A 24,777-nucleotide genomic window follows, 5' to 3' on the forward strand; every position below is an offset into this window, starting at 1 on the left:
GGCGACGACACTCTTGGTCGCCGTCGTGCTCGGCATCGCGTTCTACGTTTTCGTTCTCCTGCAATGAACGTCCCCGCTCCAGTGCTCCTGTTGAATGCCCCACTCTCCATCGGTGAGCACAACCGCATTTCCACGCTCTGTCGCTGATCTCCGGGGTGCGCGAGCCTCATCGCCGAGTCGGGAGCCCGATGAGTGCACCCAGCACACCTGCCATGAAGTAGGGGGTGATGAACGACCAGACGGCCGGGTGGGGGGTATTCCCTCCGGGTGACGGATGGCGACCGTAATGCAGATCATCGACGCTTGACGATGTCGTGTTGTGTGCGCACTGACGGGTGCGGCCGGGTGAGGAGTGTGCATGTTCTTGACGCAGATGAGTCTGAAGAACCGTCTCTTGGTGGGACTGATCACCATCGCCGTCGCTGCCCTCGGAGTACTTTCGATGGGCAAGCTGAAGCAGGAGATGATGCCGCCCACGACGACTCCGATGGCGTTCGTGTCAGTCCAGGTCGAAGGGATCGCCCCTGAGGAGATGTCACGGATCGCGACCGTGCCCTTGGAGACGGCGTTGCAGTCGGTTCCGAATGTGAAGAATGTATCGTCCACGACGTCGACGGGGTCGTCGAACGTGATTGTGGAGTGGCCATTCGAGAACGATGCGGACGAGACGCTTCGTGCGGTGAAAGCCGCTGCCGACGGGGTGAAATCGGCGTTGCCCGCGACTGCACAGATCGACGTGTTCTCAGGCAGCAACAGCGAGATCCCGGCCATGCAGCTCAGCGCCGGCAGTAGCGGAGATCAGGACGCATTCGGCGACGCTCTCGCGCAGAAAGTCGTGCCGGCGTTGAAGAACGTGCCCGGGGTACAGAAAGTCGAACTCGCCGGCCGCGAGGAGCAGCGCATCGTGATCGATCTGCGCCAAGCGGATGTGAACCGACTCAGGGTGGATCCGACGCAGCTGGGTGCGGTACTCGAAGCGCACGGTGCTGCGGTGCCGGCCGGCCAGGCCGACTCTCCGGACGGGTCGACATCAATCTCAGTCGGCACCGCCACCACCAGCCTGGAAGACTTGCAGAACCTGCCGGTGAAGACCGAGGCCGCGATCGTCGCGCTGAAAGAGTTCGCTGACGTTCATGTCGAAAAGCTTCCCACCGGGAGCTTGTCCCGGGTGAACGGGAAACCGTCATTGACCATCACTGTGTCACCTGCCCAGGGTGCGAACGTAGTACAGATCTCCCACGTCGTGAATGCGGAACTCGACAGGCTGGCACCGAGCCTGAAGGCGGAGTTCGTGACGCTGTTCGATCAGGCTCCGGTGATCGAGCAGTCCATCCATGACCTGTCGGTCGAGGGCGGTCTCGGCCTCCTCTTCGCGGTGATCGTCATCCTCGTCTTCCTCGGCTCGTGGCGGTCGACGGTCATCGCCGCGATCTCGATTCCGCTATCGCTGTTGATCACGATGATCGGCCTCTTCGTCAGCAACAACACCTTGAACACGTTGACGTTGGGGGCACTCACGATCGCGATCGGCCGGGTGGTGGACGACTCGATCGTGGTCATCGAGAACATCAGTCGACGAGCGGAAACCGACGGGCTCGGTACGAGCAGTATCATCGCGTCTGTGCGGCAGGTGGCCGGGGCGATCACCGCATCCACCTTGACGACGGTGGCAGTCTTCCTGCCGATTGTGTTCGTCTCCGGAGCGGCCGGGCAGCTGTTCCGGCCATTCGCGGTGACCGTGTCGATCGCACTCCTCGCATCCTTGCTGGTGTCGTTGACGATCGTGCCGGTTCTCGCTGCGATGTTCATGCGGATGAAGCACCAGGACGCCCTCGCGATCACCTCGCCCGACACGCACGAGGATGAGGCCGCTGTCGTTCATGTCGGCTCTGAGTATTCGTCGGATATGGCCCCAGTAGACGAGCCCATCACGACAGCCTCCTCAGCCCCTGAAGTTCGCGATCGTCCGGTGCAACGGGACCGGACCGGTTCGGATAGCAGCCACGTGCCTGAGGACCGGCTGCAACGCGCGATCATGCCGAGCCTACGAGTCACACGTCGCCACCCGGTGATCACGCTCGTCGCCTCCGGCATGCTCCTCGCGGTCACCCTCGGGATGGGCATCATGATCCCCACCGATTTCCTCGGCTCCTCCGGGAACGAGACCCTGGAACTTTCGCAGTCCCCCGGCACTGCGATCGACGGCGAGTTGGAGAGTGAACAGAGCGACAACGGTGACACTTCCCCCGGAGACGGCGCTGTCGACCCTGCTCCCGAAGCCGCGCCCGCGGAGGATGAATCTGCCGCAGAACCACCGTCGAGCGAGCAAGACCTGGTGACGGCGGCGACCGAGGTGGAGGAGGCCCTCAAGCGCGTCCAGGGTGTGAAGGGCGTGCTCACCAGCATCCCCGTCGGTGAGCAGCAGCCTGGGAAAGCCACCACGATCTCGTACACGCTGAGGCTCGAAGAGAACACCGACGTCGAACAGGTGAGGATTGCGGTGCAGGCGCGGCTCGACAAGATGCCCAAACCCGAGGAGTTCCGGCTCCTCACCCAAGACGCCTTCGTCGGCGACAGCGGTGCCGGCGGTGGGATCGATCTGCGAATTCAGGGCAACGACCCGGCAATGCTCAAGGAGGCCAGCGTCCTGCTTCAGGAACGTCTGAAGTCAGCTGCCGGAATCCAAACGGTGTACAGCGAGCTCGAGGGCGGGCAGAGCATCGTCCGAGTGAAGCTTGATGAGGTGCGCGCTGGGAAGCTCGGTTTCGACCGAGCCTCGGTCGCCAAAGCGATCCAAGACACCCTCCAGGGTGCACAAATCGGATCGCTCATGCTCGAAGGCGAAAAGCGCCCCATTGTCCTCCGCACGCCCGGCACGAAGTACACCGCTGCGCAGGTGGGCGAGATACTGCTTCCGGTGACGGCGGAACAGACGAGTCAGGCACAGAAAGTCGCCTCCGATGCGCTTGAGGCGAGAGCACAGGCTGAAGCCGACGCCGCGAAGCGAACCGCCACGGCCGAGGTGAACAAGCAGATCGCTGCTGCCCGCCAACAGCGTGCGGACGCGACATCGAGCATCGCCTCGCTGCAGCAGCAGCTCGCAGCACTTGCCGCGTCCCCCGTTGAGCCTCGACCTGAACCCGACGAGCAGGAGAAGGCTGCGGAAGAACGTCAAACGCAGCTCGCCGAACTCCAGAGCGCGATCGCCAATGCCGAGGCGAGCATCACCGCCGCAGACGAGCAGATCGCCCAGCTCTACCAGTCGCAACGCGATACGGCCGCCCAGGAAGCAGAAGCGAAGAAGGCAGCAGACGAGCTGAAGGCGGTCACCGAGCTGCGCGGCACCCCGCTGAAGGTCAGCGACATCGCTACGGTCGAGAACGAACTCGTCCCGCCGATGATCAGCCGTGACAACGGCGAACGAACAGCGGCCCTCACCGTGACACCAGAGAAGGGGAAGCTCAGTCAGGCAAACGCCTCCGTGCAGGATGCGATCCAAGGGACCCAACTCCCCGCGGGCGTCACCTTCGACATCGGAGGCGTGAGTGAGCAGCAGGACGAGGCGTTCAGCCAGTTGGGGATGGCGATGATCATGGCCATCATGCTGGTACTCATCGTCATGATCGCCACGTTCCGCAGCTTCCGGCAACCCTTCGTGCTGCTCGTTTCGATTCCGTTCGCGGCAACCGGTGCGATTCTTGGGCTCCTCCTCACCGGCACTCCTCTCGGGCTCCCGGCGCTGATCGGGCTGCTCATGCTCGTCGGCATCGTGGTGACGAATGCGATCGTGCTGATGGATCTCATCAACCGTTTCCGCGAGGAAGGGTCTCCACTGGATGAAGCAGTCACGAACGGCACCCGGCTCCGGTTGCGGCCGATTTTGATGACCGCCGCGGCAACGATCTTCGCGCTGGTCCCGATGTCGCTCGGCCTGACCGGTGGTGGTGCGTTCATCTCCCGACCGCTTGCGATCGTGGTCATCGGCGGACTCCTCAGCTCCACCCTGCTCACGCTGATCCTCGTCCCGATCCTTTACACCTGGATCGAGCACGCCCGGGAGCAGAGAATCGAGCGTCGCACTTTGCGCCGCAGCGCCACCCTCGATGAGACACGGACAAGTTCGGAACACGAGGAGGTCGACGCATTCGAAAGAACGCTGCGTTCGACCCCCTGACGGCACGCGCGTCTGTGGGGTCGCCTGTGACTGAGGTGGGGTCCCGCAGAAGGTCCGACGGCGATCGGGACCGACACCGTCGAGCGGACAGTACATCTCCTCGATCGAGCACCCCGTCACCCCTGCCACCGCCCACGGACGCGCATATGACGAGTATTTTCACGCCCTCCCAGGCACGAGACGACCACGACGCAGAGTACGGTGACCAAGCATCTCGGATAAGTACTGCACGATGCACTTTTCTCGCGTAGCTGACAGCACTGCGAGAATCATGGGATACCACCAGTGAGGCACGAAGCGGACAGCATGAGCACCAGACACCAATCCAATTCTCGCAATCTCACCGACGACCCCTCATTCCTAGGCGCGGTCGCGCGCGTCGACATCGCCTTGAAAGCCATGGGTCACGGAGAATCAGAACTTTTCGCGAACTGTTGGGCCCACCGTGAAGACACTTCCCTGTACGGCGCCTTCGGAACACGCGAACATGGCTTCGAAGCGATTAGCGCAACCCTTGCATGGGTAGCAAGCCGGCTGTCGGACGGCGATCTGGTACCGCAATACGAGCTGATGACATCTTCTGCAGATTTCGGCTACACGGTCGGATTCGAACGCGGCTTCCTGCGCGTGGATGGCGGCGAGCCAGGTCCATTCGAGGTACGAGTCACGCACGTCTTCCGGAAGATAGAAGACGACTGGTTGATCGTGCATCGCCACGGCGATCATCCGCCGCGGCTGTAGAACGAGTTCCAGAAGCTCCCGACTGCGAGCCTCATCACCGACACCTGGAGAACACTCATGAAGATCCGACGCGCGTCGATCGCGGCACTCGCCCTCACCGCACTTCTTGCCCTCACGAGCTGCGGCGGAAACACCGCCCCCGGTGACGGAATGGAAGGCATGGACCACGGCGGCAGATCGTCCGCCCCCGCGACGAACGCGGCTGTGAATGATGCCGACCTCATGTTCGCCAACATGATGAAAGAGCACCATGCGCAGGCCATCGAGATGTCCGATGTCCTACTCGGCAAGGAAGGTGTCGATCAGCGCGTCGTCTCTCTCGCCGAACAGATCAAGGACGACCAGATGCCTGAGATCGAGATGATGGACCAGTGGCTCGAAGATTGGGGCGCCGACACGTCTGACATGGACAACATGGACCACGGTGGCGGCACGATGTCCGAAGCGGAGATGCAAGCCCTCGAAGACGCTTCGGGCGCAAATGCCAGCCGTCTGTTCCTCGAGCAGATGATCCAGCACCATGAGGGGGCCGTCGACATGGCGCAAGACGAAGTCGACAACGGCCAGAACAGTGCCGCCATCGCACTGGCGAAGACCGTCATCGGCGCACAAACCGAGGAGATCGCGGCGATGAAGGACATCCTCGCGACGCTGTGATCGATGTCGGAGTCGACCGCTGCGATGGCACGCGTGCCCCGGGTATGGTCTTGGCCACCCAACTCACTCCTGGGGACTTGTTACTGCGGGAGCCGGAGGACGGGTGCGGAAGCGGGAGTGAACGAGCACGAACACCGTGACGACAGCCATGATCGCGGCGCCGGTGACGATCGGCAGCGATGGCCACAGTCCGTAGAGAGCAGTTCCTGCGGTCGGCGCAATGACGAACGTCAGCCCGGTCACCGCACCAAGGAGACCCGCGAGGCCCCCTGTTCCTCTCTACGGACGAGGAGACTGGGCCCAGCGCTGTACCCGGGGATGGCGGTTCCCAGCCCGACACCGATAAGGACGACGGCCGCCAAGAGGCTCACGAGGCCGGCGTCGACAACAAGAAGAGCGAAGCCGGATGTCGCCACAACGCCTCCCACACGCAGCAGGATCGTCGGTGTCCAGCCGCTCCGCGGCACGATGACCACCTGCGCGAGAACCATGCCGACCCCAGCTGCGAGTAGGCAACCGCCGGTAACCAAGCCGGTGCGCGCGGCGTCGAGTCCGAGGCGGTCTTGGACGATGAAGCCCATGATCACCTGAATGAACCCCAGAGCGGTGAACATCCCGAAGCCGGCGATCAAGAACGGCCACACACGACCGTCGAACGGCGAGACCCGAACGGGCTTCTCGACGAGCTCATGACGTGGTTCTCGATGGAGCCGGAAGCCGATCAGCACCAGCCCGACCAAGAGGAGGCCGGGTACAGCTATGAGCGGGGCGAGCAAGCCGAAAACCGACAACACCCCGCCGATGACGGAGCCGCTGACCATCGCGATGCCCTGGACAGCGCCGACTCCGGCCATGCCATTTACCCGGGTTCGCTCGTCAGTCGTGACGTCAGCGATGTATGCCTGCGCCGTGGGCGGCACCGCTGCAATCGCGGACCCGAACCCGATCCCGCGCAGCAGCACGAACAGTGAGAACAGCGCAGCGCCCGTGATCATCCCTGTCATTCCGAGCCAAGCGGATAGCCCGAAAAGTGCCATCGAAACGAGGCCGAGACAGAAGGCGGCAACGAGTACTGGCTTACGTCCCCACGATTGAGAACGGCGACCCCAGAACTGACTGGTCAGGACCACCATCATCGCGGCCGCGCTGATGGTGACTCCCACCTGCCACTCCGCGAGACCGACCTCGCGAGACAGCGGCGCGATGATCGGGTTGAGCGTCATCTGTCCGAGATAGATGAGGAAGACGGCTCCGAGCAGCACGGGAATCTGTGGGCGGGGCATGTCCGACGGGGTAGTCGTCTCCTGACTCGGTGACGTCATCGGTCCTCCTGACAACTGAAGCTTGATTTCGAGACCTTGGGCGGGATCAACATGAGTCCGGCCACAACTCGGGCGGATCCGGCAGCCCACTTGGTCGTGATCGGCACGCGTTCCCTCTCGGTACATCCGTCTCGTTCAGGTATCAAACGCCCGCATTAGAGTCCCGTGGCCCGGTGAGACGGACACCGGCACTGCGGGGATCGAACAGAGGCGTCGTATCGCTCCCGACGCCACTGCCGTTCATTCTCCGCGCCGATGGCGAACCTCGCACCCGCCAGGTTGCGGGAATTACGCGCTTGGTGACCGGTGTTGGGGCCGACACCTACAGTTCGTAGAAACCGCTCTTCTCGAGTCGCTGGACCGCGTCTTCCCGTGACGAGGCTCCCACCTTCTTCAGCACAGCGGACGCTTGAGACTTCACCGTGCTGATGGTGACGTGGAGTCCATCCGCAATCTGCCGGTAGCTGTTGTCAGACCGCAGATGATGGGCGATGAGTCGCTCTCGTTGGGACAACACCGGCAGCGAGAACTCGGGGGCGACGGGCGAGGGAATGGAGCGCATTCGCTCGAGGACGATTCGCAAACGAGGCGCCAGGCTCCGATCGCGTGACAGCAAGAGTCTCCCAAGATCCAGAAGATCCTGAGTCGGGACAAGCATGAGGCCGAATGAAGGGTCGAGACGCCCGGTGTACTCGAGGGCCTCCAAGGCCTCTCGCACTGCGCTCTCGACGTTGCCGAGACGCATGTTCGCTACAGCCCGACGCAGGAGCGTTGCTGGCAAGGTCCAGCGACTGTGGACAACCTTCATGCGGAGACAATCGTCCGTCGCACCGCGAGCACCGCGGTACTCCCCGAGCACGAGGTACGCCGATGACCGGATCATCGCCAGACACATGAAGTGCATTCCCGGCAAGGGAACGTCGCGAAGCATTGCAACGGCTTGGGCTGGGGAACCGCGCATGACATGGGCGATCGCTTTGAGGCCCAGAGCACAGGTGCGCACCATGGACGGCCCATTCGGTTGATCCGTGCCCTGAGCAACCCTTCCAGCCCTGACCAGGGTCGCCGTCAGATCTCCCTCGACGAACGCGTTCAGCGCCTCGATCAGTCGAACAAGGGAGAGAGCCGTCGGCTCGCTGCGGACGAGCGAACGGGCTCGTGGAAGGATCGCCCGAACTCGCGCGGCATCCATCGAGGTCAAGCCCAGGATCGCCTCAGCGACCGCCTGCATGTACTCCACACGCTCGTCGCCCCAACCTTGTTCCGCTTCCAGTACCCGGATCTCGGCGATCATCTGCTCCGCTGCGACATGGTCGCCATCAATGGCGAACGATGCTGCAGCGATTCCCAGAACTCGGTTTCGCCACTCGGCCCGAATCCCTCGATGCAGTTGGGGAAGCATCCGTTGAACATGCTCGTTGCTCCGAACAGCGTTGCCTTGATTGACGTAGACCTCCGCCAGCGCCGCCTCGAGAGCCAGCAACGATTCAACCGGACTCGTGCGATCTCCAAGATTCAAGAGGCCGTCTCTGATGGCATCGGCGAGGCCGATCGATGCTTCTGTGTCATCGGAACGGACACGGGCCATCACCATCCCGGCGAGCACCATCTGACGTTCACCGTCTTCGAACTGCTTCGCATCGGAGAGGGAGCAGCGGCGGAGGATGTCGACGGACACCAGCTCAGGGAATCGCCCGCCCCGGAGCGATGACTCCACGATCGACTGTGCTGCTTCCAACATCCGCTTCGCCCTTTCCGCCCCACCAATCTGTCGCAGCGACCGGCCACCGGAGGTGGCTTTCCTGACACACATCTGAACCGCGCCACGCCTTGAGCGAAAATGCGTCCGGCTGCCACGTCGGCAGTCTCAGCTGTTCCTGACCGCTCGCCACCGACGCTTCCATCCGTTGAAGTACCACCCGCTGACGACACCGATGGCCGCTGTCGCGACGACCACCCACCAAGGGAAACCAGGGACGTCCGGTCGAGACGCCATGTCGTTGATGTCCTGCTGGGGAGTGGGAAGTACCCGCTGTGCTGTGACGAGGATCCGGTGTGTGTTGATTCCGAGTGGTGTGCAGGTCACGAGTGTAATCAGGTCGGCACCATCTACGGGACGGATCTCTTCCGTATTGTCGGGTGAAACTACCTGGATCTCGAAGATTCTGTACGTGAGCACCTGGTTCAGCACTTCGATGTTGATGGAGTCACCTTTCCGGACTTCGGAAAGTCGCGTGAACATCTCGGCGCTGGCCAACCCTCGATGACCGGTGAGAACCGCTTTCGTTCCCTTGCCACCCACAGGCAGCGATGTTCCCTGCAGGTGACCGACACCTTTGAGCAGGGTTTCGTCCGATGTGCCGTGGTAGACAGGAAGGTCGAGACCGATCGAGGGGATTCGGATGCGAGCCAACGTCCCCGTCGGTTCAGCGCGAAGCAGCTGGTCGTATTCGACGCTCGCCCCCGTCTCGCCGGTTCCGATCGCGACGTTTTCTCCTCCTTTGAGGAGAGCGCCTGACTCCAGGAGGTCGTTGTAGCGGTGAGCCTCGTCGAGGCTCGCCTTCATCTCGGAAGCAGCAGTCTCGGCATTTGCCGTTGTCTGATCGTGCACGACGTTCGACTGATTGAACTGCGAAACCCAGGCGGCCGAGATCGGGTACAGCAGGAGACCGACTCCCAAAAGCGTGCACAGCGCGATCAATGTGTCGGGCCACCGGAACCCTCGCCTCAGGAGAATCGGTTGTCGTGCGTGTCGTGCCGCCGGAGCGTGTCTTGTCAGATGACGAGCCATCGAACCTCCAAAGAGTGAGTCCGCGCTTACCCGCGGAGAAAACGCGATGACCGTGACGCAGGCCCGACCCGCGTCACGGTCATCCACAGTCAGACGGTCCCGATGTCCGCCCGACAACTACTGGATCAGCCCTGTCCGGCCATTGATCCACCGGTCTCTGACTGGTCCTTGCGACGACGGAGGAGGAACAGTACGACGCCTGCGAGCAGGAACGAAGAGCCGGCGACGATGATAATGACGCTGCCCGACGCACCGGTCATCGGCAACGATGGAAGATCACCCACATCGCTACCGATCTGCGTGTTGACGACCTCGATCGACGAGTCCGCGCCGCTCACCGTGAGCATCATTCCTCCGGCGAGTCCTTTGTACCCGGCCGGGACAACTGTCTCGTACACGCAATACTTCCCTGCGGCGAGCACCGCGTCAGGGGTATTACCGGAGGAGTCTGACGTCTGAGTACCCAACACTTGGACCTGGTACGGGTCGCTGGCGGGAGTCGCGGCGCAGCTCGTAGCAGCATCGTCCGCGCGGTAGAGCAAGAACTGAGCGCCGGCTAGGGGAACGGTTGCCGTGACGCCCTTGTTTCGCGCGACGTTCCGGACGTGGACACCCGAGAAGAAAGCTTCCGGGTTCTGGACGGAGGGACCAGTGCCGGGGGCGGTACTTACTCCATTCACCGTGATCGTGGCCTCGTTGGCGGTACTGCCCGATGAGACGGCATCGGTTGCGATCTCGAGGTAGATGCGTCCGCCGATGTTCGCATTGACGAGTTCCAATCCGGCGGCAGTGAAGCTCAGCACCACTTCTGCACCGCGCGATCCGTCAGGCTGAGTAAGCGTGTAATGGGTTCCGGAAATCAGATCCACATTGCTCGTCCCAGCCGCAAACATCTGGACACGACCTCTGGTGTATGTCACAGAGGGCGCAAGCTGATCGTTGATCCGCATCTCCGTGTACTGGTCTCCGCCCGCAAGCGGACTAATCGGAAGCATGACTTCGAACCAGATCTGGTCGCCGACCATCTCGGCGACTTTCGTTGCGCCTGATCCGGCCACAACGTTCTTCGGGTAGATGTGTGGGTTGTAGTTCCAGGTGGCGCTGACACCACCGTTACCCGGATATGGAACGGTCACGAGCGTCGGCTGGGATGCAGTGACGGCGTTGGCAGCAAGCGTGCTCTCGTACACGACGTATGCGCGATCAGCGGCCAGCGCGGCGAACGTGGTCTCACCCGTCGTCGAGCTGGTCTCTTGCTCGACGCCGCAGCTCAGAGTGAGCGCAGTGCCGTTTTCTGAGACAACCGGCGCAGCACCGTTTGTACCTCCCGAGAGTGCGAGGCCAGCGATGTGGTCCCAAGAAGCGGCCGTGGTGAGATCGAGACCGTCGACGGAGCAGACCGTGAACCCAGCAACAAGCGGTGTCGCCCCTGTGGCGTCGAGTTGTGAACCGTCGTTGGGCCCGAGCGATGTGCCGCGCTGCTCCAGCTTGTGGACCGTGATCGTTCCAGTGCCGGCATCGCCTGGTGCGGCGGACGCAGGCAAAGCGACGAGCGCCGATGCGCCGAGGACGAGGAAGGCTGCGGTGATGGCCGCAAGCTTCGTCCCTCGCCCTGAAGATGTGTGAACCACGAGATTTCCTTTCAACTGTGGTGCATTGCGTCGCCGAGTGAGTACGCGGCGGCGATCGGTGGAAGTGTCAGACCCGTGCCCGGGCGGCGAGGACGGACCCACGGCGTCTGCTCAGGACCCACAGAGCCATCGCGAGAACCACGACGAGGCCCCCTGCTGTGGTGAACAACCACGCGCCTACGCCACCGGTCATTGGGAGGCCGGGGAGGTCTCGCGGCGAGGCGGCGACCACGCGAAGGACAGTGCGCTCGCCCTGCTCGATGATCACGGATGAGGGGTTCAGGTCCGTCCAGCAGCTTTCGGGCGCGTCCGCTGCCTGGCCTGCGAAGGCCGCGCAATTCGCAGCGTCACGGCGCAGCATCTGAATACCCAGCAACGAGAGTCCCTCCGGCACCGCGGCGGCCGCAGAGTACGTACCGGGCCGCGCCTCCGTGCGGACGAGCGAGGCATCGAGAGACACTGATGTACCTCCAGTCGCATCGGCCGAAACACTCCACCCATCGGTCGGATCGTTCGTCGGCCCGTTCAGCTGTTTCGTGACGAACGAAAGGTGGCTCGTCTGGTTGGTGAACGCGCAAGTGATCGGTTCGGCAACGAGCGTCGTAGCTCCGATGACGAGTCGCCTAGTAGACGCATCGAACACGGAAGAATCGAGCGGACGAGCGTCGCCGTCGACACAAGCCAGTTCTCCTCGCTGCGTGTAGAGCGATGCGTTGGCATCGGGTCCGGGCGTGCTTCGAAGGCGCTCGGAGAGCGTGTAGGTCACTCCACGTTCGAGTTCCGCCCCGGTGGCACCGCTGATCAGCTCGGTCGCCGTCGCCGATGCCGCTGTGACCTCCCAATTGGAAGCGGAGACCGAAGGCAGAGTGGGGTCACCACCGACCACAACGTCGGCGACCTTCGTGACGCCGACCACCACCACGTCTGTAGCGACCTGGTACTTGCAGGCGGCTGTCCGAGGCGACTCGTTGCCGGCGCGGTCCACCTGGGTAGCCGCGAACCCGTAGATTCCGTCCGGAAGCTCTGATACGACCGTGTAGCTCCAGGTGGATCCGGTGACCGTTGCGGTGCCGAGAAGAGTCTGGCCCTCATAGATTCGAGCCACACCTCCAACTTCCAAACCCGAACCTGACAGCGTCGGCGTCGCGTCCTTGGACGGAGTGGCCAAGCATTGGAAAGCGGGCGCCGCGGGAACCGTCGTGTCGATCGAGAAGGTGACGCCCCAGTTGGTGGCAGACGTCGGAGGGTCCGGATTTGACGGAGCACTGGTCAGGTAGTAACCGGACGTCTGCTCTGTCTGCAAAGCCAGGACGGTATAGGTGCCGTCGACGAGAGGCACTTGGGGAGCATAGGTGTAGCTCCAAGCGCCGGATGTGTCCACGATCACCGAGCATGCTGTGGTCGGTCCGCACTGCCGGTCGCCGTCGGCCAGGGTTGTGTTCGTCGCGGCGTTGATGTTGGAGATCGTGGATCCCGAGGCGAGTTTGAGGCTGATGGAGTGCCCGGGCGTTCCCGTGCCCGAGATCGTGACCGACTTACCCGACTGGAGATAGCCATCCTCAGAAGGAGTCGTGATGGTGGGGGCGTCAGGCCGCGCGACACTGTAGTTGTAGTAAACGGAACCGACAGTCCATGACTCATCGATCCGTCCGGCCACGGGACGTTCTCCCGCGAACAGTTGACCAGCGGTGTAGGAGAGGAGGGGCGAGCCGTTGTTCGCGGTCACTGTCGCTGGGTTACGCGACTCAGGCCACACGACGAGACGGTAGTACCCCGTCCCGCCTGCGGATCGGAAGTCCACTCGTCCGTCCGTCTTCACGTTGTTCGTCAACCCCTGCGCCGCCGCTCCGGCGGTCCACGCCAGCGTCGGCGCCCCGGATGTCGCCGGGGCGACATTCTTCACAACAGCCGAGTTGTTCACAAGATCCCGGTGAGGAGTCACACCCGTGACATGTATCGGCGCAGTGTTGATCGATGACACAAGACTGCCGTCCTCATGGACCCACGCGTACCAGAAGCTGTCGCTGACGGATCCGGCTGGGCCGGTCGCCACGGATGTGAACGCGAAGTTCGTCAGATCGACCGGGAGCGAGTTCGCCGGAAGAATGCCGGCCGGCTGTCCGTTCAATCCGTAGTCGATCACCTGGCCCCAGTTCGCTTGGTTCCCCGACCAGAGGTTGTAGGTGGCGTCGTATTGCACCTGGACCACCGGTCCTGAACGGCTCGCGACACCCCACCCGTCTGCATAGATTCTGAGGTCGACTGGGAACACCGTCTGGGCGCCGGGGATCCAACTGGTGTCAACTGTGCTGGCGACTGCGCTGTTCGCCAACGAGAAGTACAGGTTCATCTGCCCGGAGTGCCCACCTGGAACGTTGTTTCCAGCGCTCGGGGGAACGTCCATGTCTCCTTCGACGGAGATGACGAGATAGTCGTTCTCCCCCGCCGCGATCACCTTATGCACGGTGAAGAACTCACCCCGGTTGCTGGCCCAGACGGTTGCACCTGAAGCCGAGAATGTATTGATGTACTGCATGCTGCGATAAGACGGAACGCCATTGTCGTTCCGCCCGTCATAGTCGTAACCGACGCGGAGGAACTTACCGTCGACCCTTTGCATGGCTCCGGTCGTCGCATTGACGTAGCCGTGTGGGACCTTCAGAACGAACGAGGCGCGGAGCTCGTCGATTGCCGAGTCCATCTTGGAGTTGTTGGCGTGGAACTTCACTATCTGTGGGGCTGCAACGGGGGCAGCCTGCGCCGGCGGCGCTGCCGTCAGCGTGATGCCGAAGACCGAGATCGACGCCGCGACGACGACCGAACCGACGACCATCCGCAGGAACGACCATCGTCGGGTTTGCGGACGGGAGGAATGTCCTCGCAACACGGCACTGCTTTCTCGTCATACCCGTCGGTCTTGCGCAAGAGCTGACTACCCGACGGGTTCGGTTCGTGATTCTCGGAGCGGAGGATGGACGTCGATCACGCCGCGACGGCGTCATGCCGAGATGATCGCGCGAGCGGATGACCGGACTCGGGATGAGCTCCCTCGGTGACAGATCCTCCCAGCGCACAGGTGTGTCCTGATGACGACCGCGAGTTGTTTCATCCCACTTTTCAACCGCCCCATGCGGTGCTGGCTCCACGGAGGAACGGAGGTGGCGAAAGCACGTCCAGCCGTCGGGGCCGGCACTACGCTGGCCGACATTGGCTGCGGCTATCGAACACAAGCAAGGAAAGACCATGCTGCTCTCCGACCAGACCACCACCGCGCTCGACGCCCCAAGCGCGACCATCGGAACACACACCAACTCCTTCGTCGTGACGCACGGTGAAGCATGGGAGTGGCATCAGCACGATGTCGACGAGCTACTTTGGGGAAGTCGCGGGTCTCTCGTCGTCGAGACAGGGGCAGGCGTCCATGCCCTCCCAGGGCATTTCGGGCTCTGGATACCGGCCGGCGAAGCGCACCGAGTGACTGCCGCACCGGGAACCTCGTTCGCCTGCACCTTCCTCTCGCCGGACCTCGGCGATCCGCCTCGCTCGGGGGTCGGAGTTGTGTGCGTGCCCGCGGCAGCCAGCGCTCTCCTTGACGAGCTCGGTCGCGACGATCTCGCTGCCGAAACACGACGCCTGGCCGAGCTCTTGGTTCCGCGACTGCTTGAACCAGCCGAGATCATCCGTCTCCAACTCAGCTTGCCGGAGGACGATCGTGCTCGACGCGTGGCCGAAGCAGTCCGGCGCGACCCCGCAGACGCACGAACGCTCGGGGAATGGGGCACAGTCGTGGGTTCCAGCGAGCGCAATCTGTCGAGGCTGTTCCGCCGGGACACCGGGCTGAGCTTCCTGGAGTGGCGGACGCGAGCACGGATGCTCGCTGCACTCGAGCTCCTCGCCGCAGGGATACCTGTCGGTGCAGTCGGACGAAGAGTTGGGTACACGACTCCGAGCGCGTTCGTGCAGGCATTCCGACGCGAGTTCGGAACCACCCCGGGTCGTCTCGATTCGATCGCACGCGAATTCGTCGGGCAGCCGACATTCTTTGGCCGGTTGGCGACATGACCCTAGGAGAGGATCAGTGAGGTGCCCAAGTAAGGCACACCTAACCACTCGAAGAGAAGGTCTCCATGCCGCTCCTACGTCCTCGTCTCCTCGCTGCCTCAGCATGTATCGCTGCTACTGCATTCCTCTTGACGTCCTGCAGCTCCCCGTCCGACGTCTCGACCTCGCGCGACACGCTCACAGTGGACACCGACTTCGGTGAGGTGACAGTGCCCGTCGAGCCGAAGGCCGCACTCGGGTTCTACACGACCGATGTCGACATGTTGATCACGCTCGGATTCCCCCTGGCCAAGGAGCAGCCGCTCCGAGACGATTGGAGCGCGTTCCCCAGCTTCTTCCCCCAAGACGAACTGGCTGGCATCAAGGGGTTCCACAATTTCCCAGAGTTCAATCTGGAGAAGGTACTGGACGTCGAGCCCGACTTCATCCTCAACGGACTCGGTTACGAGACCGACTTGCACGACAAACTCACGCCGATCGCACCGACCTACACCTACAACGGATTCGATGGTGGCGATTGGCGCGACAAGTTCGACAAGATCGCCAGCGACCTCGGTCGAGCGAAACAAGCGGAGGCATGGCGAGACCAGTACGACGCTCGCGTGGCGGAAGTCAAAGCGCAGCTCGACGAGAATGGCGTCGCCCCCGTCGTCGCGGATGTGACGTTCTGGGGAGGCCAGGTGCAGATCAGCTGCTACAGCATCTCCTGCCTGGTATTCAAAGACCTCGGGTTGCAGATCAGCCCCCTCGCAGACGGCGATGGAGACGGCGAGCCGGACAGCACGGGCCGAGCGCTCAGTCCCGAGCAGGTCGGCGATCTGCGGGACATCGATCTCATTGTCACGACTGTCAATCAAGACGGATCCGACCTCATCACGAACAACGAAGCGGTCACTTCCAACCCACTTTGGGCGTCCCTGCCCTTCGTGATGAATGAACGAATCTACCCGTACAACCTCGAGATGGCCTACGGGTCCCCGAGCGGCCAGGACGCACTCCTCGAGGTGATCGGGCAGGCTCTTCTCAAATGAGTCGTGTCGTAACGCCGACTGTCAGCTGTAACGAGGGGCGCAACGCGGACCAGCCGGAGACGAACGCGACGGGGGCCATGTTCCCAGGAGACCGTCCGCAGATTCACCGCCGCATCCGAACGTCGGTCTTGACCGACGTGAACCGGGCCGACCCGCCGCACCGCGGGCGCGGCCCGATCTTCGCCGACGGAAGCTACGAAGCGGTTGAGCAGGGGCACGAAGCCGTCGTCGACGTCAATGGGCGCTGAGGTCGAACCCACGCTGCACTCGTCGGGCGCTTTCTCAGCGCGGACGTCGGCGGCGGCGGAACAGGAGCGAGCGGCTATCGGGGTTCCCACCGGTCGACGGCTCGTGGGATTCGCCATGATGCTGGGCGCGCTGGCGTTCTGTGTTGCGGTCAGTCTTGTACTCGGGTCCAAGGACCTGTCGATTGAGCAGATAGCCGGCGGACTCTCCGGCACGGACCCTGACGCAGCGACGATCATGTTCACTCTTCGCGGATCGCGCACCGTTCTCGGGATCATCGTCGGCGCCGCACTCGGGATGGCCGGAGCGTTGATGCAGGCGTTCACCCGGAACCCACTCGCGGATCCCGGCATCCTCGGAGTGAATGCCGGCGCAGCCTTCGCGGTGGCGGTCGGAGGCGCGGTGTTCGGCATCACGAGCCTGGCAGGCACCGTCTGGTTTGCCCTGTGTGGGGCTATGGTCACCACTGTCGCCGTCTGGGCAATCGGAGCGGCGGGTCGCGGTGGACCCGACGCCCTTCGAATCACACTCGCGGGGGTGGCCATCGGAGCTGTTCTCAGCGGATTCACGACAGGGATCACCCTGCTTTCGCCCGACGTGCTCGACCGGATGCGCGGATGGAACGCCGGAACCATCAGCAACACTCCGTTCGACCAGTTCAGGTGGTTGCTGCCGTTCCTCGCGTTCGGGTTCGTGCTCGCTCTCCTCGTCGCGAAGCCGTTGAACTCCCTGGCTCTCGGCGACGATCTCGCCCTTTCGCTGGGCGCCAGCGTCGTGCGCACCCGGGTACTGGCGGTCGTCGCCGCCACACTACTCTGTGCAGCGGCAACCGCGGCGGCGGGCCCGATCGCATTCGTCGGGCTCATGGTGCCGCATGCTGTGCGGTGGTTCACCGGGCCTGACCAACGTTGGATTCTTGCTGGCAGCGTCCTCACAGCACCTGTGCTCCTCCTGGCCAGCGACATCGGCGGGCGGCTCGTGCTTGCCAGCGGTGAGCTCCCGGTCGGGGTCGTCACCGCTTTCGTCGGCGGACCAGTCCTCATCGCCCTGGTGAGACGAACAGGAGCAAGCGCGCTGTGACGGACATCATCTCCTCCGACCGATCGCGCATTGATCGTGGCTATCGCTTCGGCGTGCTGCGAACCCGGGCGGGGCGCCTCAGCGTGATTGTCGGGATGCGTCGTGCGATCGCCACCTTCGTGCTCGTGGCTGCAGCGGCGGCTGTGGCGGTCGTGAGCCTCGGGTCAGGCGACTTCGTCGTGCCGATCCCGGACGTCATCGCCACAGTGCTCGGGGGCGGGACGCGCAAAACCCAACTCGTCGTGCTCGACTGGCGGATGCCGCGGGTTCTGCTTGCTCTCGCGCTCGGAGCTGCGCTCGGTGCCGCGGGGGCGATCTTTCAGTCACTGACACGGAACCCGCTGGGCAGTCCGGACATCATCGGCTTCGATTCGGGTGCCTATGCCGGCGCTCTCATGGTGATGACGACAGCAGGCACCGGCTATCTCGCCGTCGCCGCAGGCTCGCTCGCCGGAGGTCTCGCGACCGCGCTGCTCGTGTACGCGCTCGCCTACCGGCGGGGGTTCCACGGATTCCGCCTGATCATCGTGGGGATCGCGATATCCGCCATGCTTGCGTCGCTGAACACCTGGATCATCCTCAACGCGGACCTTGAGCTCGCACTGTCCGCAAGCGCATGGGGCAGTGGCTCGCTCAATACGGTCGCATGGGCCCAAGCGTTGCCCGCGACGGTCATCATCCTCGCGCTCGGAGTGGTTGCCGGACTTCTTTCACGAGGGATGCACACCCTCGAAGTCGGCGACGAAGCCTCGACCGCGCTGGGCCTCCGTGGTGGTCGCGTGCGCCTCGAGCTCGTCGTGGTCGGTGTCGGCTTCACTGCAACTGCTACCGCTACAGCCGGCCCGATCGCATTCGTCTCACTCGCTGCACCCCAACTCGCCCGGCGTCTGACGCGCTCCGCTGGCGTCTCTCTGTCCGCATCCGCAGCGATGGGAGCCTTGTTGTTGGTGTCCAGTGACTTCGTTGCACAGCGATTGTTTGCTCCCGCGCAGCTCCCAGCCGGCGTGATCACCGTGTGTCTCGGCGGCGCATATCTCATCTGGTTGCTGATCATGGAGGCGAAGAGGCGACCGTAGAGCTTCCGGGAGGGGAACGCCCAGCGTGTGTGGGCGGCGATGGAGCTCGCACAGGAGACACCACCTTGCTCCTCAACGAGCCGACGACGCCCTCGTCCACCGCGCGCCAATACGCCGGAGATCGACGCACGGTAGCAGCGGCCAACGCGACGACAGATGCCCTTGTTAGGTTTTGTGCGATTTGTTGCCGGTCCGAGGCGAGCCGTCGCATGGTTGTGGTCACCGATCCGGAGCATCGAACAGTAGTAGCACCCCACCCGGTGGCGGAACCTCCACGTGCACTTGGAAGATTCAGGCGACCGCGAAACTGATCGCAACACGGAATCTCGCTCGGTGAAGTGGCGGCGATCGCTGGTGGAGCGGAGGCGGCCATGATGCCGCGGTTCATCGCGGCCAGGGCGGTACGGATCGGTTGACGATCAAGAACCAAGACCACCGACAAGGAAGACAGTGGACATGAATCACCGAAGAAGCAGTACTCGCGTCGGAGCTATCATGGCGACGGCGCTCGCAATCGGGACGCTGAGCGCGTGTGCGAACGGCTCAACGACGAGTGACGACTCCGCGGCCTCTCGCGAATTCACCTACTGGTCGATGTTCAAGATGGGCGAACCCGGCCAGGTCGCGCTAGCGACGATCATCGACGAGTTCGAGAAGGACACGGGGATCACCGTTGACGCCCAGTGGGTAGGTCGTGACGTGCTCACCAAGCTGCAACCCACGCTGTCGACGTCACCCGCGGCTGATCTCATCGACCGCCCCCTCTGGGCTGTCGAATCCGTCATGGTGCCGAGCGGCACCGTCGCGGATCTGGAACCCGTGCTCGATATGGAGATTCCGGGAAGTGACGAGACCGTCCGCGACGTCATCCCCGAGACCTACCTCGAGGTCGCGCGATCAAAGGACGGGGCTCAGGTCGTCATCCCTTGGACGATGACCAGCTACGACATCTGGTACGACTCAGCTCGGTTCCCGGACCTGGTGAGCACGACTGACCTGACCTGGGACCGCTTCGTCGAAGTACTCGACGATTCGCGAACGCTGGGAGCTCCGTTGGCCCTGGACGCTGACATCCTCGGCTACAGCGCCTACTGGTACAACAATGCAGTGCTCCACACCATGGGTCCTGGTGCCATGAACAAGGCCGCCGGGGACAAGACCGGTAAGACCTGGGACGAGAGCGGGTACCGGGACGCGGCCGACCGGATCCAGCAGCTCGTCGCCGGAGGCTACTTCGCAGAGGGATACAACGCGAGCAAGTTCCCGGCCATCCAACAGAAGTGGGCGTCCGGGGAAGCGAACTTCATCCTCAACGGATCATGGCTCCCCGGCGAAGCCGCACCGAATGCCGCAGAGGGATTCGAGTTCGCAAGCATCCCGTTCCCCGCTGACGAGCCAGACTCGAAGTACGCGGCGACCACTGCGTACGGCTGGGTCATCCCTTCGAAGTCCACGAATCCCGGTCCAGCGGAACAGTTCATCGCCTACGCCTACGGCAAGGAGCGCGCACAGGCGTACGCCGATGAGACCTCGGTCATCTCAGCCCGAGCGGACGTGACGGAGTCGGCGGCCGTGGCGTCCGCGGCCGCGACGCTCGAAAACGCTGACAAGCTCGTTCTGGACGACGACGGCATCTCCCAGAGCTACGGCGGCGACTGGTCGACGAAGGTCTACCAACCGCTGGTGGCCCAGCTGCTCACCGGCGGGCTCGACGCCGAGAAGTTCATCGCCGAGATCAAGCAGCAGACGGTCTCCTACTGGGAACTCAATCAGTGACGAATCAGACTGATCAACGTGCAGTCCGGGGTGCCGCCACCATGTCGGCCCCCGGGCGGCCGGCCGGCCGCTCCGCGTCCGCGCGTCGTGGCTCGTTCGAACGATCTCGTCGACGTCTCTTCTGGCCGTTCGTTCTTCCGGCGCTCCTTCTCTTCGCCCTGCTGATGATCGTTCCACTGGTCGGGACATCGTGGATCAGCCTCCACAAGTGGCCGGGAACGGGTCCCATGGAATGGGTGGGCCTGAAGAACTTCGTCTATCTTTCCCGCGATCCAGCCTTCCTCAAGTCGTTCGCGAACTCGGGGTTGGTCGTGGTCGTCGCGGGCGCTGGAATCTTCGCGTGCAGTTTCGTCCTGCTCGCACTCCTGAAGGACATGGTCGGACGTGGACGCGCATTCGCAAGATCCGTGATCTTCTTCCCGGTGATCATTCCAGGGATCGTCCTGTCGATCGTTTGGGGATTCATGTTCCAGGCGGACGGGCTCGTCAACGAGGTACTCCACACGATCGGTGTCACGGACCCTCCAGCGTGGCTTGCAGCAGAGAACCGGTTCGGAGTCATCCTCCTCGGCATCGTCTGGTTCGGTGCCGGATTCTACGCGACGATTCTGCTAGCCGGCGCTGATCAGATACCGCCCTATCTGTACGAAGACTGCGCGTTGGCCGGGGCGAACATGTGGCAGCGGTTCAGATATGTGACCTTGCCCCTCTCGTGGGACATCATCTCCGTCTGTGCCGTCCTCTGGACCATCAATGCGCTCAAGACGTTCGAGTTCATCCTGGCGATCGCCGGGTCCTCGAGCGGACTCCCCGACCCCGGAACGTGGACGATAGCTCTCTACACCTACGCGTCCGTCCTCAACCCGGCAGGGGTACCCAGCTATGGTCTCGGGGCCGCAAGCTCGTTGGTCATGCTCGCGCTCATCGGCGTACTCGTCGTCCTCATCCGGCGCATCATGCGTCGAGAGAGCATCGAGTTGTCATGAGCGACTCGTCGTCGTTTTCGAAAGGATCTGATCGTGCCAACCGATGAGACGAGAAATCTCCTGGTTCCGCGCTCTCGCAGCAGAACGGCCCTGCGGAAGCCGTCGATTGCGAGCCCCCTTCAACGCGCTCTCAGCGGTCCGATCGTGGCCGTGATCGTCATTGCGAACGTCGCGTTACTCGCCTGGCTCCTGATGTCAGCTTTCAAGTCGAGTCGTGACATTCTGAATCAGCCTTGGTCGCTACCGACCGAGCTGAGGTGGGAGAACTTCGTGCTCGCCTGGACGACGGGCAACTTCAGCGTCGCCACAGCGAACTCGGTCGTCCTGACCGTGGGCACAGCGTTCTTCACGATCGTCCTGGCCGCGCCCGCCGCCTACGCGCTGAGTCGACTGGGGAACCGAGCAGCAAGCCCGTTGACGTCTCTGTTCGCCGTGTGCATCGGCATCCCGGCTCAAGCGATCTTCCTGCCGATCTTCGCAATGCTCGCTCCGGTTGGCCTGGTGAACAATCTGTTCGGGCTGCTACTCATCTACGTGGGCACATCACTTCCGTTCGCGGTGTTCTTCCTGACCGGATTCTTCCGAACGCTCCCACTCGAGCTCGAAGAAGCGGCGGCGCTGGACGGTGCAACGCCGGCGCGGACGTTTTGGCGGATCATGCTTCCGCTGGCCCGCCCGGGAATCATCACACTGGTCGTACTGAACGTCATCGGCCACTGGGGAGAAACCTTCTTCGCACTGGTCTTCCTGCAGTCGCAGGAGCTCCAGACGCTTCCACTCGCATTGCTCGGCTACTTGCAACAGATGCAGTACAACGGAATGAACTGGGGCGGCATGTTCGCCGGAATCGCCGTCACGGTCGTTCCGATCCTGGTGATGTACCTCTGGGTCGGGCGCCGGATCATCGAGGGGATGACGCTCGGAGCGACCAAATGAGGCTGGCTTGAACGGGCGGGGCGCGGAACGCAGTCGATTCCGTGCCCCGCCCGTGTTCCATGGGACGCTATTCGCTTCCAGTCATCAAGAGAAGTGCCGACGAAGCAGCACTCCCTCAGCCGCCGCGCAGCCCATACGGTTGGCACCGCAGTCGCTCACGTCAGCCGCTCACGTCCCGCAGTGCAGTCCGTGTGTCAGGGACATCCGACGCGCGTGCGGCGACCGCACCGTTGGGATGTTCTTCGTTCTTCGCCGGCAGCTCCAGACGGATCGCCGCCAGATTGAGCGAGTCGATGGTCCACTTCGAATCCTTGATCCGGAGACCGCGTATCTTCAGGGTGTATCGGCCGGCCTCGGGCACCTCGACTGTTCCGATCTCACTTCGCACCATCTGCCAGAAGAACAGCACCGGACTGAATTCCCGACCGTCGTCGGTGACGACAAAAGCGCGAGTGTGAACCTCACCACTGGGGGTCGCCCATTCCAGACGTCCGGTGAGCCCCGCACCGTCCCAGCGCGGCTTCGCGTGTCCGGAGGTTTCCTTACTCAGCGCGACGACCCGGTAGTCGCCGGGATCGACAACGTCGACGTCCCACGCGATACCACCTGGAATGGACCTGGCCGATCCCACGTCGAGTCTGATCGATTCGGCAGAGGATTGCGCGGGAACGGGGTCGATGTCCGGCGCCGAGCCGAATGTGAGCTTGACCAGTCTGGGAAGATCGTCGCTCGGGGCGGGTACCTCCGTGATGAACGAGGATCCCAAGAGCGCCGGGGCCACGCGCGACAGTGGCAACGCACGCTCACAACCCGTCGGTTCGATGAACGACACTCCGAGCGGCTGCGTCCGAAGTCCCGGCAAAGCAAGGCGGACGAGAGACGGATCGGTGATATGGACATACAGCGATGTTCCTGCTGAGGTGACGTAGCCCCAGTCGAAACCCGACGGGAACGGCGACCCACTAGCTCCGTGGATGGCAGGCGATGCACGACGCATCCAACGGCTGATCTCTCGAAACTGTTCGCTGGCCCGAGCCGGAATGCTGCCAGCGCCGTCGGGTCCGAAGTTCAGGAGCAGGTTGCCGCCCCGGCTCACGGTGAAGGCGATGGTCTCGCACAGACTGGCGGAAGTCTTCCAACGGCTCTCGCTTGCGACAAATCCCCACGAGTCGTTCGTGGTCGCGGCCGTCTCCCACGCTGACCTCGGCAGAACCGTATTGAAGTAGTTGTCATCCATTGATTCGTAGTCTGCAACGCCGCCGACACCGACGCGACTGTTGATGACCGCTGTCGGCTGGAGCTCACGGACGATTCTCGCAGCCTCGGCAGCTTGGTGCGGGGCGATACCTGCGGGCATGTCGAACCACACGGACGCGATTTCGCCGTATTCGGTGAGAAGCTCCGTGAGCTGTGGCATCGCTTTCGACCGCCAATATCGCTCGAAAACTCCGTCTCCGGAAGTCGTATCCCAGTCATTGCTTCGCGGCCCGACAGCATCCGGGTCGGCCCAGTCGATGACATGCGAGTAGTAGATCCCGAGGGCGACACCGTGCTTCCGGCAGGCGGCGGCGAGCTCAGCCAGTGGATCACGCCGGAATCGCGTGGCGTCGACGATGTTGAACGAGCTCGCTCGCGACCGATACATGGCGAAACCATCGTGATGCTTTGCGGTGAAGACGAGATATCTGGCTCCCGCACGAGCTGCCATCAGTACCCACTCATCCGCATCGAACCGAACCGGGTTGAATTCGGCGGCAAGCCTGCGGTACTCGTCGCGTGGAATCCGCGCCGTCGACTGAATCCACTCGGCCAGCCCCGGGATGTCTTGTCCGGCGTACTGCCCTCCGAACAGAGATGAGACTCCCCAGTGCACGAACGCTCCGACACGCCAGGACTCCCATCTCCGTCGCCGGTCTTGGTCGGCAGGCGTGTCACCGATCGTGGGGAGGTCGCCGTGCAGCCCTTCTCCGGCGGGTGTGGCGGTATCTACAGGCAACACGGTTCTCCTTCGCGCCGGACGCCGGCTCGGTGTGTTTCGCGCCCAGTCGTGCTGGATGTATGTGTAGCACCTGGACTGTCCGAGCGGACATGTCCTGTGCGTTACTGTTCACTTCGCCCGCCACCTCGCCCCTGAGTTCGTCCGATGGTGAGGAACCAGGCCGCATCGCCAACGCGAAGTTAAGCGCTTGCGCGAGTGTTCACCTTTGTGCAGTGCACCACCTCGCGTGTTCCTCGCTGCTAGCGTCTGACCGTCCTCGCAGATGGCGG

Annotated in this window: 16 protein-coding genes; 10 read left to right on the forward strand and 6 right to left on the reverse strand. The window is 63.1% G+C overall.

Features of this window, described 5'->3' with window-relative positions:
* Positions 1-358: 358 nt before the first annotated feature.
* From FGL15_RS03480 to FGL15_RS03490, 3 genes are all read left to right on the forward strand, one after another.
* Complete coding sequence (locus FGL15_RS03480) at positions 359-4,174, forward strand: efflux RND transporter permease subunit (RefSeq protein WP_205858678.1); 3,816 nt, start codon at positions 359-361, stop codon at positions 4,172-4,174.
* A 306-nt stretch (positions 4,175-4,480) separates the two neighbouring features.
* The gene (locus FGL15_RS03485) at positions 4,481-4,915 is read left to right on the forward strand and encodes a nuclear transport factor 2 family protein (protein ID WP_138944973.1); all 435 of its coding nucleotides are present in this window, start codon (positions 4,481-4,483) and stop codon (positions 4,913-4,915) included.
* 57 nt (positions 4,916-4,972) lie between these two features.
* On the forward strand, positions 4,973-5,572 hold the full coding sequence (locus tag FGL15_RS03490; protein WP_138944974.1) for a DUF305 domain-containing protein: 600 nt from the start codon (positions 4,973-4,975) through the stop codon (positions 5,570-5,572).
* Between the two features lie 239 nt (positions 5,573-5,811).
* On the opposite strand, the gene FGL15_RS03495 is transcribed toward FGL15_RS03490, so the two are convergent.
* The 5 genes from FGL15_RS03495 to FGL15_RS03515 form a co-directional block, all read right to left on the reverse strand.
* On the reverse strand, positions 5,812-6,855 hold the full coding sequence (locus tag FGL15_RS03495) for an MFS transporter (protein WP_205858679.1): 1,044 nt from the start codon (positions 6,853-6,855) through the stop codon (positions 5,812-5,814).
* A gap of 361 nt (positions 6,856-7,216) precedes the next feature.
* Positions 7,217-8,572 (reverse strand): LuxR family transcriptional regulator, encoded by a 1,356-nt coding sequence (locus tag FGL15_RS03500; protein WP_168223300.1) that lies wholly within the window; start codon positions 8,570-8,572, stop codon positions 7,217-7,219.
* Positions 8,573-8,761: 189 nt separating this feature from the next.
* Complete coding sequence (locus tag FGL15_RS03505) at positions 8,762-9,772, reverse strand: class C sortase (RefSeq protein WP_205858680.1); 1,011 nt, start codon at positions 9,770-9,772, stop codon at positions 8,762-8,764.
* A 38-nt stretch (positions 9,773-9,810) separates the two neighbouring features.
* Positions 9,811-11,316 (reverse strand): SpaH/EbpB family LPXTG-anchored major pilin, encoded by a 1,506-nt coding sequence (locus tag FGL15_RS03510; RefSeq protein WP_138944976.1) that lies wholly within the window; start codon positions 11,314-11,316, stop codon positions 9,811-9,813.
* 67 nt (positions 11,317-11,383) lie between these two features.
* Positions 11,384-14,149: an Ig-like domain-containing protein gene (locus FGL15_RS03515; RefSeq protein ID WP_138944977.1), complete on the reverse strand. Its 2,766-nt coding sequence runs from the start codon at positions 14,147-14,149 to the stop codon at positions 11,384-11,386.
* Positions 14,150-14,559: 410 nt separating this feature from the next.
* Between FGL15_RS03515 and FGL15_RS03520 the strand changes: the two genes are divergently transcribed.
* The 7 genes from FGL15_RS03520 (at position 14,560) to FGL15_RS03550 (ending at position 22,509) form a co-directional block, all read left to right on the forward strand.
* Positions 14,560-15,378, forward strand: coding sequence for an AraC family transcriptional regulator (locus FGL15_RS03520; RefSeq protein ID WP_138944978.1), 819 nt, complete (start codon positions 14,560-14,562; stop codon positions 15,376-15,378).
* A 182-nt stretch (positions 15,379-15,560) separates the two neighbouring features.
* Complete coding sequence (locus FGL15_RS03525; RefSeq protein ID WP_240773757.1) at positions 15,561-16,409, forward strand: ABC transporter substrate-binding protein; 849 nt, start codon at positions 15,561-15,563, stop codon at positions 16,407-16,409.
* A gap of 363 nt (positions 16,410-16,772) precedes the next feature.
* Positions 16,773-17,735, forward strand: coding sequence for an iron ABC transporter permease (locus tag FGL15_RS03530; RefSeq protein WP_240773764.1), 963 nt, complete (start codon positions 16,773-16,775; stop codon positions 17,733-17,735).
* Complete coding sequence (locus tag FGL15_RS03535) at positions 17,732-18,811, forward strand: iron chelate uptake ABC transporter family permease subunit (protein WP_240773766.1); 1,080 nt, start codon at positions 17,732-17,734, stop codon at positions 18,809-18,811. The genes FGL15_RS03530 and FGL15_RS03535 overlap by 4 nt, the downstream gene beginning before the upstream one ends.
* A gap of 456 nt (positions 18,812-19,267) precedes the next feature.
* Positions 19,268-20,587, forward strand: coding sequence for an ABC transporter substrate-binding protein (locus tag FGL15_RS03540; protein WP_240773920.1), 1,320 nt, complete (start codon positions 19,268-19,270; stop codon positions 20,585-20,587).
* Between the two features lie 311 nt (positions 20,588-20,898).
* Positions 20,899-21,573, forward strand: a complete 675-nt coding sequence (locus FGL15_RS03545; protein ID WP_205858681.1) for a carbohydrate ABC transporter permease — start codon at positions 20,899-20,901, stop codon at positions 21,571-21,573.
* 144 nt (positions 21,574-21,717) lie between these two features.
* On the forward strand, positions 21,718-22,509 hold the full coding sequence (locus FGL15_RS03550) for a carbohydrate ABC transporter permease (RefSeq protein ID WP_205847534.1): 792 nt from the start codon (positions 21,718-21,720) through the stop codon (positions 22,507-22,509).
* A gap of 160 nt (positions 22,510-22,669) precedes the next feature.
* Here FGL15_RS03550 and FGL15_RS03555 read toward each other — a convergent pair whose 3' ends face one another.
* Positions 22,670-24,508 carry an alpha-L-fucosidase gene (locus tag FGL15_RS03555; protein ID WP_255467587.1) on the reverse strand — a complete coding sequence of 613 codons (1,839 nt, stop codon included), beginning with the start codon at positions 24,506-24,508 and terminating at the stop codon, positions 22,670-22,672.
* Positions 24,509-24,777 lie beyond the last annotated feature (269 nt).

This window comes from Plantibacter sp. M259 (assembly GCF_006065115.1).
GTDB lineage: Bacteria > Actinomycetota > Actinomycetes > Actinomycetales > Microbacteriaceae > Plantibacter > Plantibacter auratus.